This is a genomic window from Terriglobales bacterium (assembly GCA_035567895.1).
GTDB lineage: Bacteria > Acidobacteriota > Terriglobia > Terriglobales > Acidobacteriaceae > Gp1-AA112.
Genome location: DATMPC010000102.1, coordinates 21486 through 35575, shown reverse-complemented (window position 1 = coordinate 35575; position 14090 = coordinate 21486). Strand labels below are relative to the sequence as shown.

Below are 14090 nucleotides of genomic sequence, written 5' to 3'. Positions count from 1 at the left end.
TAAAACCCAAAACGGGAAAGGCTGGGCCACCCGTCCGGGTCAGTACACCGGGTCAGTACCGTTCGCGGTAGCGAATGGGTTCCGGCTCTCATCCACTACTAGCGACTCACCCATCCGCTACCGCGGACGGTACTGACCACTCTGACGCGCAAGTGAAGCACCGGGAAAGAATTCGGGCACAGCTAACATTATTTCCCTTTATCAGAGAGCAGGCTTCTAGCCAGATCACAAAATGTCTTAACAATCGCGCGATCCTCACCTTTGCGGTAGGCAAGTTCGATATCGCTTCGGGTTTTGGTTCCTCGCACGCTTCGGAAGACCACATCTGGAGTGGCGATTCGCTGCACGCAGGCAGGCGCCACAGACACGCCAATGCCTGCTCCTACGAGGCGAAGGATCGTTAGCCACTGAGGCGCCACTTGTACAACTTGCGGGCGAAATCCAGATTCTTCGCAAAGTGAAACTAACCTGTCATAAGCGCGGCGGCTTGCGATTACCGGCGGCATGACGAAGGGCTCATCGCGCAGCTCCGCGCCGTTCAGCGTCTTGCGCTTTGCCAACGGGTGGCGACTGGGCACTACCCACACGAACGATTCGGAAAAAAGCGGTTCGACCACGAGTCCGTCAGTGGGGCCACTGTCACGCATGACGCCAACATCCATTGCGCCATCGAGCAGTTGCTGAATGATGCCGGAGGTATGGAACTCGCTCAGCTGCAGGTTCACTTTGGGGTATTGATGCCGATATCGTCCGAGCATTCCAGGCAGTGCGGTCAGCATGCTCGATCCGATGAAGCCGACGCGTAGAAAGCCGACTTCGCCGCGGCCAATGCTCCGCGCCTCTTCCAGATCCTCCTGGACTTTTCGCAGCGTGCGGCGCGCGCGCTCAAGAAAGATTTCGCCGGCGCTCGTGAGCTTTACTGCGCGAGAGGTTCGCGTGAACAGCGCGTAGCCGACGATCTCTTCAAGCTTGCGAATCTGCTGCGAGAGTGGAGGCTGCGCCAGATGCAGACGATTCGCGGCGCGTCCAAAGTGCAACTCCTCGCCGACTGCGACGAAATAGCGCAGATGTCGAAGTTCGATGTCCTGATTCATGGCCACAACACTGTCATTCTGAGCCCGCCGCGGCGAACTCAGGATGACAGTCTCAGAAATCCACTCACACCGCGGCCTGGGGAAGTGAGCGCGAACCAAAGTCAACGGCTCACGCAGATGCCCACAGATCTCAGGGATTCACGCAGATTTGTGTGGCTGTACCCATCTCAAAGATCTGCGTGAATCTCTAATATCCGCGTTTATCTGCGTAAGTTTTTGGTTTTGCTGTTGCGGTTGGTCACTCGCGCACAACCGAGCCAATTTCGTAGGTGGTCGGGCATTCATCAGCCGTTCAAGTGACATGAATCGCTACTGGGACTGAAAACTTCAAGCCGGGGCCAGTACCGCGATGAACACTATAGCCAGGAGCCATCTCAGAAATCCACTCACACTGCTACTACTTCGCAGTGCCTTTCAACTCAGTGTAGATGGTATCGATCCAACGGTCAGAGTTTACGAAGCTGCCGGAGTACTTGCTGTACGCCGCGAGCACGTTTGCCTTCTTGATGTCATCCGCAGATTTGCCCTGGCCTACTTGCGCTGAGACCAGGTTGAACGTTTCTTCGACCATCTTCGTGAACGCGCGCACATCGTCGAGTGTGGAGAGATCGCCGTGTCCGGGAATAACCTTCACGTCCTGGGGAACTAGGGTGACTACCTTCTTCAAAGCGTCAATTAATCCGCGCACAGTACCACCGCTGTTCAGGTCAACGTAAGGGAAGCCGTAGGTTACGAAATCGTCGCCCATGTGCAGGACATTCGACTGCGGAAAGAAGATCACGCTGTCGCCGTCTGTGTGTCCTTTTGGGAAATGAATCGCCTGGATATCTTCGCCATTCACGTGAACGGAGACCTTGTCTTCAAAGGTGATCACGGGCAGCACGTTCGCGGGTTGCGGAGGGACTTCCGGGCCAGGACCTTTACGGCCTGCCGCAAGCCGCTTGCGCACGTTCTCCTGCGCGATGATGGGCGCTTGCTGCGAAAAGACTGGGTTTCCGCCGGTGTGATCGCCATGCCAATGTGTGTTTAGCACGAAGCGGAGCGGCTTGTCGGCGATGCCCTTGAGCGCGGCTTGGATCTTGGGTGCAAGCGGAGCGTATTGATCGTCGACGATAACGATGCCGTCGTCGCCTGCTGACACGCCGATGTTTCCACCGGCTCCCTGCAACATGTAAACGTGGCCGGCAATCTTCTGCACTTTGATTTCAACTTTACTGAAATCCTGCTGAGCGAACGAAACGATTGGAACAAACAACACAGCCACAGCGACGATGAGCTTGCGCATGCTGCCCTCTCCTGAGTTGGCTTACGGAGTTGTATACGTGTGGGACAAGAAGGGCAAGCGCGGAGCGACTGTCATCCTGAGCCCGCCGTGGCGGGCTCAGGATGACAGTGCATAAGTCGTCGTAGGTTCGTCCCGAGTTATCGTTCCCATCGGAAGTTTGAATCGTTCCCTCTGAATCATTCCGGATAGGGTGGCATCTAAAAGTCAGTTTCAACAGCTGCAAGCGATTGGGCTGGAGTAAGAATCAACGTTGGCCAGCAAGCTTTGACAGCAGTAGAGAGGCGGAGCTATGGCCCGTGTGATTCAGTTTTATATTCCGGATAGTTTCAAGCCCAAACCCAGGGCGTCGTCATCGACTGAGGAAGGACAAGTGCTGGAATTCCCACGTCGCGAGTCAGAAAACTATCAGCAACCAACGTGGGTTTTCCCAGAGGTTGACGCCGATATTTCTCTCCGCGAAGGGCGCGTTTGATTACGGAAAACTGACGGGCACTCTGACTGGTGTGTGCCCGCAAGTAAGATCTAATCTACGCAGCCTTGCTCGCGTCGTTCAGGGCAAGAACTGCAAGCTCGAGGCGGTCTCTCGCACCGGTCTTCCCAAAAATACTCTGCAGATGTCGCTTAACCGTGTTTTCGCTGATGGTCAGTTGGCTCGCGATATCACGGTTCTTCATTCCGCGCGCGACGGAATAGGCGATTTGCCGCTCGCGGTCTGAAAGCCGATGCAACGAAGCCTGGGGAGCAGCGTGAGTCTCACGCTTGTCGTTTGCCAGAGTGCTCACCACCTGATGCGCCAGCTCGTCGGAGAACGCCAGTTCGCCGGAACCAACAAGGCGGATCGCTTCAAACAGGCTTTGCGGGCCATCGCCTTTCATAACGAGCCCACGCGCGCCTAGCCGTACCACCTGGGCATAGTCAGTGTCTGACTCTGAGGCGGTGAGTACCACGGTCGCCACGCGATTGCCTGAGCGGTCCAAGGTACGCAGCACTTCGAAACCATCAAAGTCGGGCATGAAGAGGTCGAGCACGAGCACGTCGGGATGGTACCGCTGCACCATCTCGAGCGCCTCTTGCCCATTCGACGCTGAGCCTTCCACCTCAAAATCGTTCTGAGTTGAGAGCAGCAACGACAACGATTCCCGCAAAATAGCATGGTCGTCGGCGAGGACGATCCGGATCTTGGGCAGGTTGGATTCGGACATACGCTATGCGTTAGATGCACAAAGAGTAACTAGGGTGGGAGGCTCCGGAAGTGCTATGTCGAGAGCTGCTCGAAGGGGATTACGAAGGTTCCGAAGGCGCCGGATAGGGAGGATTTCCTGTGCTATAGTCCGCTCCAAGCGGCTATTTACGGGGCCTCGGGTGCGATTTTGACGATCGACGAAGAACTCAATCAACTCGAGGACGGCGTCCGCCGGCTGAAAATCGAGTACGACATATTCTTCGGCGGTGGGGCCAAAAAACCGCCTACCGATCTGGAGTGGCGCGTCCAGTCACTCCTGAAAAAGTATAGCGACGGCCGCCGCCTCTCCTACGGACAGCGTTTCAAATTCAGCAGCGTCCAGCAGAAGTTCGCCGTCTATAACTCTCTATGGCAACAAAAACTTAGGATCAAGGAAGAGGGCTATCGCCGTCCCCAGGATGCCTTGCTGGCCATTCAGGGTGTTCGTGAGTTTGAGGATGAAGCTCCTGAGGCCATCGACATCAGCAAACCGGAGCCTTTCCGGATTGCCTGTTCGGACGTGGACGCCGAAGTGAACAAAGTGAAGGCTCTCTACGACGCAATGGCCGCAGCGCGAAAAGAGCACAAGGCGAAAGGCCCAGCCGGAACCTTCGAATCATTCCAGCAGTTCGTTAAGAAAAAGACCGAGCAGCTTCGCAAGGAGTACGGCACCTCAACGGTCGAGTATGCCGTTGAAGTTGAAGACGGCCAGGTACGGCTCAAGGCGAAGGCCAAGGCAACACATAAGTAGAACTGAAATAGCGATCGCACTCGTGGTTCGTGCCGAGTTTCGCGGCACGATTCGAAATGAGCCCGGCATCCCATGCCGGGCTGTACGTCGAGAATCAGAGCCCTGTAAGGGCGGCACGTTCCAGATGTGTCGCCCCCGCGGGGCTCAATTGAGAATCCAATCTCGCCTCAAGGCGAAGGCGGGTTAGGAGATTGCGGCCGCGAAAGTTGCACCCCCTCTTCTGCTCGGCAGTTGTTGTGGGTGACCATGCAATTCAGCGTTTTTCTGCGAACCTATCGACTGCCTACCTTCACCGTAAAGTTATAGGTGTTCCGGTCGCCAGCTTTCGCATGCCAGCTCCCCTCAGCGCAGAACTGGAACACGGTTCCATGATCGAAACGATAATCAATCTTGGCGGTAGACCCACTTGGTACATCGTGAGCGTTGGCTAACGGGTTCGGAAATCCTCCGGATGGCAGATGTGCGCCTTCCGAGTAGAGATCAAAGGATGCTTCTGCTGGTCCGTCCCCTAATTCGATCTCGATGTGGAGAACCCCACCGTTGGAAAACCGTGTTGCATCCAGGTTGGTAATGGAATAACCGTGTTTCCACATTCCCGGTGCAAGCAGCGTCCCGCTTCCGGTGGAAGTTACCCCGGGAACCAAGTGAACGGTGACATCGGTAGTTGCAGCGAGGTCATCGTCGCTGATGACCTTCGTGACTGTGGCCCCCTCCCGAGCTTTTTGTTTACGGTTCGCGCGCGCGGCATCGGCTAACGACTGCCCGTAACAGGTGCTGCCGATCAGAAGAACAATGCCCAAGCTTTTTAGAGCAACTCGCTGCATAAGACTATCCTCTCGGACGATTTGGCAAGATGGTACTTCGGTTTGCATCAGGCCGGTAGTTACCGACGTACTAGCCAATTCTTAAGTAGAACTGTTGATAACCGCGATTGCACTCAAAGGCTAGAGTTTTCCAAAGTTGCAGGATGAGTCTCTGGACGGCGGGTTCTCGAATGGCCCTGACAATCAGAATCTGGCTTGTGAGGTGAGGTCTCCTCTTTCCAGTCCGCGCATTTATCAAAGTTCGACGGGATAGTCCCGTTTTGACTTTTCCCGCGCCTAGAGAACGGGGGGTGCAACTTTCGCGGCCGCTATCTCCTAACCCCTCAAGGCGAAGGCCAAGGCAACACGTAAATAGAACCGAAATCGGGTAGTGTCTCAGTTTGAATTTTCAGGCCGATCCCGTTCTCTCCTGGTAGGGTCTTAGTCTGAATCTCTGAGCGCAGTCCGCCGGGCGAGCCGCGCGATTAAGCAGGAACGTACGACAACCGAATCTCGTCATCCGCGATTAAATCGCTGGCCACCAGGTGGAGTGGCGGACGGGGGCCGGCGAAGAATGGCTGGCCACCGCCAAGCACCACGGGGCGGAGGTAGAGTCGATACTCATCGATAAGACTAGCCTCGCTCAGGCTTTGCGCCAAGACTGGTCCGGCAACGTGAATCTCGCCAGCCAGCTCAGCCTTCAGCCTGCGTATCATCTTCTCGAAGTCACCCGCGATCAGCGTGGCGTTGGGGCCAACGGACTTGAGGGAATGCGACATGACCCACTTCGGCTGGCTCCGCCACACCACCGCGAAGTCGCGGTCCTCCGCGTCCCAATCTGGAAGATCTTCGTCCCAATAACGCATGATCTCGTAAGTGCGGCGTCCGTAGATGAGGCCCGTCAGGCCACGCATCTCCTCGAGGAAGTGACGGGAGACCGCGGGCACAGGCGGCCCAAGCTTCATGTGGTCGACGTAGCCATCGAGGGACTGCATCAATCCGTAGACAAGTTTTGCCATGCTGCAAATCTCCAAACTGAGACACCAGATGAAATCGCCGAAGCAGTTAAAAGTGTTCCTCGGTGATCATCAGCGTGTTTGAGCCTTCAATCTTCTTCCACGCACTGGTCTGCCAGTTATCCTTGCGCTCCTTCTCCGCGCGAAATGGCGGAAGGGTGAGAACAAAAAACTTCGCCAGAGCTCGGGCGTGTGGCTCATACAACGCTCGCAGACGCGTCAATTTCTCGGTGGCTTCTGCGTCGTCTCGTAGCGCTACCCCTTGGTCTCGCAGAGCTTTGCGAAACGCGGCGAGTTTCTCGGGCGGCAGCCGGTCGTTATTCTTGCCGTCGAGAATGGGTGGAGTATTGAAGATCTGGGTCAGGTCGACCACGGTGTGCCGCGCCATGGCAAAAGTGAGTCGCGCCTGTGCGGGCGGAATTCCATCGACTCCCACCATCACTAGAGCGCTTAGATCGAGGATTGTCGTCAGCGCGGACAGCCATGATTGGTTGTCGTGCTGCGAACGGTACATGCATAGCACGGGATACGAGATATGGCTCTCGAGGATGTCGGCCGCCCAGCTTTCAAACTGTTGCAGTATCGAGACTACTTCCTGCACGTTGTTGGTCCGGGCCGCTCGCCGCAGAACCTCGAATGCCGTGGGAGGTGAACCGGCCCGGGAATCGAGGAAGGCAATCGTCCGTTCCCGTTCTGAGAACGACTGATAGATTACCGGCAGGTAGCCGATGATGAGACCTAAGAAGCCAATGCCGAGCGCGCATTCGACGATGGTGAAAAACTTGGCCCCTGCGGTCTTCGGCAAGACGTCTCCCAGCCCGAGCGTGAAGAACGTGGAGCCACTCATATAGAGAACGTCCCAAAACGTAGTTATTTCGCGGCCGGTGACGGTCTCGTGCGCTCCCATTCCCCATTGCAGCAAACCGAATCCGAGCGTGAGGCTCACGGCCCACGTTGCCAATAGCATGAGCAGCGAGAGTGGTCCGAAGAAGCTGAGAAACGTTTCGCGCCGCCGTCCGGGAGGCATCGCCCTGGCCAGCAGCCGCCATGGCCTCCAGGTGAGGCGATAGAAGAGAGTCGTCAGGCGGAATGGGCGCGTCACCCGCCGAGGCAGCACGATGGTCTCGAACGCGTCCAGCAGGACGAGAACGAGCATTGCAATGCCAATCACCAACGCCGCGGCGTGCATCGCTAGAGTCTAGCCGATTCAATCAACGCTAGTCCGTGGCCATGCCGGGTGGCACAGGCCGTGGTGCGAGGAATTCGGTTGCCTTGCGGATGGTCTTGGGCTAGCTTCGAAACAGGGCTGGTTGTCTCAGGCTGAAGAAGAGAAGCGGTAGTCAGGCTTTCGTCGACAGAAATGGTTGCCTATCGGCAGGGTGGGAGAGACGCAGGTATGGGAATCGCGCTGGATAAATTCCCTGCTAATTCCCTGCAATTTCCCTGGTCGTTTCGAGTTCCCCGCTATTCATGCGGGTTTGCGGTTGGAAAAAGAAATCCCTGGTAGATTCGCTGCTATTTTCACTGTTATGTTCCCTGAATGAGCGCTAGCAGCGAGTGGACAGGGAATTCGATTTTGCAATGAGAGCTCTTTTAGGTTAAGTCGTCTTGGCAGCCTTCTCGTTATGCGTCACTGTGCGCAACCGCAGGGCCAGCAGGAAGACATAGTGGAGCGCTGACACAATCGTGAGCGCGAATACCGTCCAAAGTCCTACTCGCTTTACCACTTCCACCCACAACCACGATTTCACTTCCACCAGGATGGTGGCTCCCAGGGCAACGATCTGGACAACGGTGTTGGCTTTCCCGAAGATGCTGGGGCTAAAGTCGCGCAACGGTGTCGTGGCATAGACCAGTGTGCACACGATCAAGATAATGATGTCCCGCCCGAAGACGATGACGGTCACGCGCCACGGGATGCGGTGGGTCGCTGAAAGAACCAGAAATAGAGTGCTGAGTAGCAGCTTGTCCGCGATGGGATCGAGGTACTCTCCCAGCTTGGTGCGCTGGCCAAGGGTACGGGCCAGAACGCCGTCGAGGGCGTCGCTGATGCCGGCGAGGATGAACAGGATGAGCGCTACCTCGTAGCGGCCCTCGAGGATCGAGCTCACTATAAAGGGAATGAAGCTGAGTCGGAGTAAAGTGAGCAGGTTGGGAAAGCTGCGCAGTTGAGCGAGCAAAGGGCGGCGTCCTTGAGGTTTCGTGTGCGCTACATACCGCAGAAAACTCGATGTGGGAGCGGTCGAGAAATAAATCTGCAATCGACCTGGTTTTCTGCAGGATGTAGCTGTGTCCTCCTCCTAGAATACTGCTGTGGACCGGAATCCGGCAGCTACTGTTGAGGACACCATCGAGAACGCACCTCCGGAAGAAACTCGGCCTTCCCGGTTTTCCTTCAAGCAACGGCTCTCGCTATGGCTGATCTCGTGGGCAGGCTACCTGGCAATACGATTGATTGGCCCCACTCTGCGTGCCTCATTCACTTACGAGCCTGGTTCGGACAACGAGCCGCGTACGCGTCCTGCGATCTACTGCTTCTGGCATCGATGCGTCTTCCCAGCTGCACACTTGTTCCGGAACAAGGGAATCCGCGTGCTCACCAGCCGGAGCTATGACGGCGAATACATTGCTCGGATTATCGAGCGCCTCGGATTCCGCGCTGTCCGCGGATCGAGCTCCCGCGGCGCCGTGCAGTCGCTGCGGGAGTTGCAGCGCGAGTTGGAGACCGGCGCTTTTGTTGCGTTCACCATCGATGGCCCGCGAGGTCCTCGGTATGTAGCCAAACCGGGACCGATTCATCTGGCACGAGTGTCTGGCGCTCCTATCTTCTGTTTCTACGTGGCCGTGGAACGAGCCTGGATTCTGCGAACGTGGGATGCGTTCATACTTCCCAAGCCGTTCTCGCGCATTCACTGCTACGTGCGCAGTCCGATCAGGGGTGCGGGCGATGCTAGTCATGAGCCGTCGCTCGCGCGGATGCAGTCGGAGCTGGAGATTGCGCAGCGGCGTGCCGAAGCCGTGTATCGGCCGTGACATATCACTGTCTCGACGGTATATCCCAATGATATATTCGCGGGATGAACGCCAGTGCGCTTCAGGAAGAGCTGCGTCGCGTCTTGTGGGAGCGCATTAAAGCCAGAAAACTCACCGGGCTCGGCCTGGCCAAGCAGACTGGATTCGAGCAGGCGTACATTTCCAACTTTCTGAACCGTAAGCGCTCGCTGAGCCTGGAGGGAATGGATCGGATCCTCTCTGCGCAGAATCTTTCGGTTTATGACCTGCTGAAGCGGGAAGAGATCAACAAGCGCGCCAGCAGCATCACATCCTCCGACGGCGACTTCGAGAATGTCGTTCTCACTGAGCCGGAGGTCGCTGCCACAGCTCCAACCATCACGCGTGACAATGTGCGCGACATTCTGAAATTCAAGAAATCATTTCTACGACGCCTGCGTCCGGCCGCGGCCAAAGGCAGAGAAGAATGGCAGCGCTTTGTGCTGATGAAAGTACACGCCCAGGAGGCATCGAGTATGTATCCGCGCCTCTTGCCTGGCGCTACCGTATTGATCGATCGTCACTACAACCTGCTGCAGCCCTATCGGCGTAATGAGACCAATATCTATGCCGTTCGTCGGAATCGCCAATGCACCATCAAATATGTAGAGCGGGACGGAGATCACCTCGTGCTCCGTCCGCATAACCAGCTACATCCGATCAGTGTGCTGCCACTAGAAGGCTCAGATCCTTCAGAGATGATCGTCGGGCGAGTGTGTCATGTGGCCATCGAAGCGTAAAACAAATTGAACACGGAGGACACGGAGGTCATGAAGGAAGTCTTAGGTTGGGACCGTTCACGACGCGATGAATTCCCTCGCGCAGGTGAGGCACGTTGAAGTTCAGCAACAACCCTACTCTTTACTCTTTTCTTACTCAACCGCAGATAAGAGAGCAATTGGGCTTTGTGAACAGGTACGACCCTCTCGATTGCTTTTATCTCCACGATAATTTCATTCTCGATTAGCAGATCGATCCTATAACCGATGTCCAGGGCGACGTTGTCATAGATCACCGGCAAGGCCACCTCCGATTTGACCTCAAGCCCCGCCTTTCGAAGCTCGTACGCGAGGCATGCCTGCTAGGCACTTTCCAGCAATCCCGGTCCCAACTCAGAGTGGACCTTCAACGCCGCTTTGATGATTTGATGTTCCGAAAGTGAAATCGCCCTCCCTGCGCCCTCTTGCATCCCTCCGTGCCCTCCGTGTTCAGCTTTGGGGTTTTTCAGGTTACCACCAGGCACAAACAACGAACGGGATGCTCTTGATATCCTGCTGACATTCCGATGATGTCTGCTAAATCCGCTGTCATTCTAGAACGTGAAACTGAAGCCCTTCGTGATCAGATTCGCCATCACGAACACCGTTATTACGTGCTCGACGATCCGGAGATCAGCGATGCCGACTTTGATCTTCTTATGCAGCAGCTCAAGAACCTGGAAGCGGCGCACCCTGAGCTGATTACCCCTGACTCGCCTACTCAGCGTGTGGGCGGTAAGCCACGCGACGGATTTCCTAAGGCTAAGCACTCTAGCCCCATGCTGTCGCTCGATAACGCGCACAACGAGGAGGAGTTTCGCGATTGGGCTCGTCGGGTCTACGAGCTGACAGGTAAGAAGAGCGTGGACTTCGTTTGTGAACTCAAGCTCGACGGCATGTCGCTGGCGCTTACATATAAAGATGGTCAACTCACTCGCGGGCTCACGCGTGGCGATGGCACGACTGGTGAAGACGTAACCACGAATGTCCGCACCATGCCAACCGTTCCATTACGGATTGATCAGAAAAAACTCGCTGAAGCCGGTCTTCCTCCGGATTTTGAAGTGCGCGGCGAAGTCATCATGCCGATCAAGTCGTTCCTGCGCATGAATGAAGAGCGCGAGCAGCAGGGACTTTCGCGCGCCGCGAATCCGCGAAACGCGGCCGCGGGAAGCATTCGCATGGTCGATCCGAGCACTGTTGCTGAGCGTCGGCTCGACTTTTACTCCTATTTCCTATTGCGGGACGGCAGCACTTTTCTCCCGAGTCACTTTGAGTCTCTCGACGCGCTTGAGAAATGTGGATTCAAAGTGAATCCACATCGTTTGCGAACGAACGATCTCGGCAAAATACTGGATTTCGTTAACAAAATGGAAGCTCAGCGCGAGAAGCTGCCCTACGAGATCGACGGCATTGTCGTCAAGGTGGATTCGACGCAGTTGTGGCGGCAGCTTGGCTTTACCGGCAAAGCTCCGCGATGGGCTATTGCCTACAAGTACGCGGCGCGCTCAGGAGTTACACAGATCGAAGACATCCTGGTACAAGTCGGACGAACCGGAAAACTGACTCCCCTCGCTGCGTTGCGTCCGGTGCCCATTGGTGGAACGACTGTCAAACGCGCCACGCTGCACAACCAGGGTGAGATTGATCGACTCGGAGTGAAGATTGGCGACTGGGTCTTAGTGGAGCGCGGCGGTGACGTGATCCCCAAGATCGTCAAAGTCATCGATGACAAGGATCATCCCCGCGGCAAGCGCACGTTCGAGTTTCCGACGCACTGTCCAGAATGTGGCGGAAAAGTCGTGCGCGCCGAGGGCGAGGCTGATCATCGCTGTGTGAATGCGAAGTGTCCGGCCAAGCTGCGCGAGAGTTTGCTCCATTTCGCTTCGCGCGGTGTGATGAACATCGAAGGCATGGGCGAGTCTCTGGTAAATCAACTTGCCGACCGACAGCTCGTGAAAGACGTCGCCGACATCTACTCGCTCACGGAAGATAAGCTCCTATCGCTGGAGCGAATCGGGAAGAAATCTGCACAGAACTTGCTGCGTGAGATCGACAACTCCAGGGAGTTGCCGCTCGAGCGCGTCATTCTCGGGCTCGGCATCCGGTTCGTCGGAGAGCGGACCGCTGAGTTGCTCGCTGAACACTTTGGCAGCATGGATTCATTCATGAACGCCGGCTTCGATGACCTTCAGCAGGTGAATGAAGTCGGACCACGTGTGGCCGAAGCAATCACCGAATACTTCTCGGAACCGCGGAACCGCGAGCTAGTTGAGCGTCTGCGCAAGGCTGGCCTGAAGTTTGAAGGTCAGAAGAAGCAGCGCGGTACAAAGCTGGCTGGAAAAACCTTTGTGCTAACTGGCACCTTGCCTAATCTCAGCCGAGATCAGGCGAAGAAGATGATCGAAGATGCGGGCGGGAAGGTGTCGGGCTCGGTTAGCAAGAAGACGGATTACGTCGTTGCAGGAAGCGATGCGGGATCGAAGCTTGACAAGGCGCAGGAACTCAAAATCTCAGTAATCGACGAGGACGGACTGACAAAACTCCTGGCTTAAACAACGAAGAGACGCAGCATGCTGCGTCTCTTCCTATTGTTCCCTAGCCAATATCCTCTGACCAATTCTCGAGGTAATTGCGAATCGCCACCATGAACTTGTCGGCATCGGCGCCGTCGATGATGCGGTGGTCGTAGCCGAGGGTGAGACGAATGATGGAGCGAATTGCGATCAGATCGTTTCCATCTTTATCTGTAATTACGACCGGCTCTTTGAACAGTCCGCCCATACCGAGAATCGCGCTTTGAGGCTGCATGATGATTGGAGTCCCAAACTGCGGACCGAAGATTCCCGGATTGGTAATCGTAAACGTGCCGCCCACAACTTCGTCTGGCAGGAGTTTCTTGGCACGGGCGCGCTCAGCGAGGTCGTTGATGGCGCGCTGCAGGCCGACGAAGCTGCGCTCTTCCGCCTGCTTTACTACCGGCACAATCAATCCCCAATCGAGCGCGACCGCGATACCGATGTTCACATTCTTGTGATAGCGGATGCCATCGCCTTCCACTGACGAGTTGATAATCGGCATCTGCTTGATACCGGCAATCACTGCGCGTGCTATGAATGGCATGTAGGTAAGCTTTACGCCATTGCGCGTTTCAAATTTAGCGCGCTCGCGCTCGCGGATCTTCACTATCCGCGTCATGTCCACCTTGAAGACCGTGTGGACGTGAGCGCTGGTGTGCTTGGACTCAACCATGCGCTGCGCGATGATCGAGCGCATCTTGGTCATCGGCACCAATTCGCCGAGAGTGGGAGCGGGCAGCAACGGAACAGGGACTGCCGCTGCTTGTGGGGCGCTTGGCGCCGCAGCCGCCGGACGCTGCGCTGGAGCCGGGGCCTGTGCTCCTGCAGGATATTTCTGGATGAATCCGAGGATGTCCTCTTTGGTAATACGCCCGCCCGTTCCCGTTCCGGGAACCTGAGTCAAGTTGACGTTGTTCTCTTTTGCGATCTTGCGGACCAGCGGGCTGGAGCGGACGCGATCGCTATCGCCAGTGCTGATCTCAGTAACATTTGAAGGTTGAGCACTAGAGCCTGCGATACTTTCTGTCTCAGTTTCATCTTCGTCTTGAGACGGGGCACTGGGCTGAGCGGTGGTCGCGGGACGCGCAGGAGCAGAAGCTTTGGCTGGTTCTGGTGTCGCCGCTTTGGCGGGAGCACTCGGCGCAACACCTCCGGCGCCGTCACCATCGATAACACCAACGACCGTATTTACCTGAACGGTTGTACCTTCTTGAATCTTTACTTCCTTCAGCACACCGCTGGCAGGAGCGGGAATCTCGGCGTCGACCTTATCGGTGGAGATCTCAAAAAGAGGCTCGTCGCGCTGCACTTTATCGCCGGGCTTTTTCAACCATTTGGTAAGAGTGCCTTCGAAGATGGATTCGCCCATCTGAGGCATGATTACATCTGTTGGCATGCTGTCTCCACTAGCAAAAATCTGAGCTAGAACGCAACTTTTAATTATAAGCGCAACAACTGCGGCGCTAGTGCGAGGCAATAGGCGATAAGCAACAGGCAATAGGCTGAAACCGAAAAGGCGTTTTCGCTTATT

Annotated in this window: 12 protein-coding genes; 4 read left to right on the top strand and 8 right to left on the bottom strand. The window is 56.1% G+C overall.

Annotated features, from left to right (window positions below; all coding sequences use genetic code 11):
• Positions 1–188: 188 nt before the first annotated feature.
• From VNX88_20835 to VNX88_20825, 3 genes are all read right to left on the bottom strand, one after another.
• Positions 189–1094 carry a LysR substrate-binding domain-containing protein gene (locus VNX88_20835; GenBank protein HWY71125.1) on the bottom strand — a complete coding sequence of 302 codons (906 nt, stop codon included), beginning with the start codon at positions 1092–1094 and terminating at the stop codon, positions 189–191.
• A 397-nt stretch (positions 1095–1491) separates the two neighbouring features.
• Entirely contained in the window at positions 1492–2379 is an 888-nt protein-coding gene (locus VNX88_20830; GenBank protein HWY71124.1) for an MBL fold metallo-hydrolase, read from the bottom strand.
• Positions 2380–2906: 527 nt separating this feature from the next.
• On the bottom strand, positions 2907–3581 hold the full coding sequence (locus VNX88_20825; protein HWY71123.1) for a response regulator transcription factor: 675 nt from the start codon (positions 3579–3581) through the stop codon (positions 2907–2909).
• A gap of 168 nt (positions 3582–3749) precedes the next feature.
• Between VNX88_20825 and VNX88_20820 the strand changes: the two genes are divergently transcribed.
• Complete coding sequence (locus VNX88_20820; protein HWY71122.1) at positions 3750–4352, top strand: MXAN_5187 C-terminal domain-containing protein; 603 nt, start codon at positions 3750–3752, stop codon at positions 4350–4352.
• Between the two features lie 272 nt (positions 4353–4624).
• Here VNX88_20820 and VNX88_20815 read toward each other — a convergent pair whose 3' ends face one another.
• From VNX88_20815 to VNX88_20800, 4 genes are all read right to left on the bottom strand, one after another.
• The gene (locus VNX88_20815; GenBank protein HWY71121.1) at positions 4625–5176 is read right to left on the bottom strand and encodes a hypothetical protein; all 552 of its coding nucleotides are present in this window, start codon (positions 5174–5176) and stop codon (positions 4625–4627) included.
• A gap of 464 nt (positions 5177–5640) precedes the next feature.
• Positions 5641–6174 (bottom strand): dihydrofolate reductase family protein, encoded by a 534-nt coding sequence (locus VNX88_20810; GenBank protein HWY71120.1) that lies wholly within the window; start codon positions 6172–6174, stop codon positions 5641–5643.
• Between the two features lie 46 nt (positions 6175–6220).
• Positions 6221–7327 carry a potassium channel family protein gene (locus VNX88_20805; GenBank protein HWY71119.1) on the bottom strand — a complete coding sequence of 369 codons (1107 nt, stop codon included), beginning with the start codon at positions 7325–7327 and terminating at the stop codon, positions 6221–6223.
• 442 nt (positions 7328–7769) lie between these two features.
• On the bottom strand, positions 7770–8432 hold the full coding sequence (locus tag VNX88_20800) for a CDP-alcohol phosphatidyltransferase family protein (GenBank protein ID HWY71118.1): 663 nt from the start codon (positions 8430–8432) through the stop codon (positions 7770–7772).
• A gap of 52 nt (positions 8433–8484) precedes the next feature.
• On the opposite strand from VNX88_20800, the gene VNX88_20795 reads away from it, so the two are divergent.
• The 3 genes from VNX88_20795 to ligA all read left to right on the top strand — a co-directional run bounded on the left by VNX88_20795 (position 8485) and on the right by ligA (position 12535).
• Complete coding sequence (locus tag VNX88_20795; GenBank protein HWY71117.1) at positions 8485–9204, top strand: lysophospholipid acyltransferase family protein; 720 nt, start codon at positions 8485–8487, stop codon at positions 9202–9204.
• A 44-nt stretch (positions 9205–9248) separates the two neighbouring features.
• Positions 9249–9962, top strand: coding sequence for a S24 family peptidase (locus tag VNX88_20790; protein ID HWY71116.1), 714 nt, complete (start codon positions 9249–9251; stop codon positions 9960–9962).
• Positions 9963–10507: 545 nt separating this feature from the next.
• Positions 10508–12535 carry an NAD-dependent DNA ligase LigA gene (gene ligA / locus VNX88_20785; GenBank protein HWY71115.1) on the top strand — a complete coding sequence of 676 codons (2028 nt, stop codon included), beginning with the start codon at positions 10508–10510 and terminating at the stop codon, positions 12533–12535.
• A gap of 43 nt (positions 12536–12578) precedes the next feature.
• Here the strand turns inward: ligA and sucB are convergent, their stop codons facing one another.
• Positions 12579–14036 carry a 2-oxoglutarate dehydrogenase, E2 component, dihydrolipoamide succinyltransferase gene (sucB, locus tag VNX88_20780; GenBank protein HWY71114.1) on the bottom strand — a complete coding sequence of 486 codons (1458 nt, stop codon included), beginning with the start codon at positions 14034–14036 and terminating at the stop codon, positions 12579–12581.
• Positions 14037–14090: the final 54 nt, after the last annotated feature.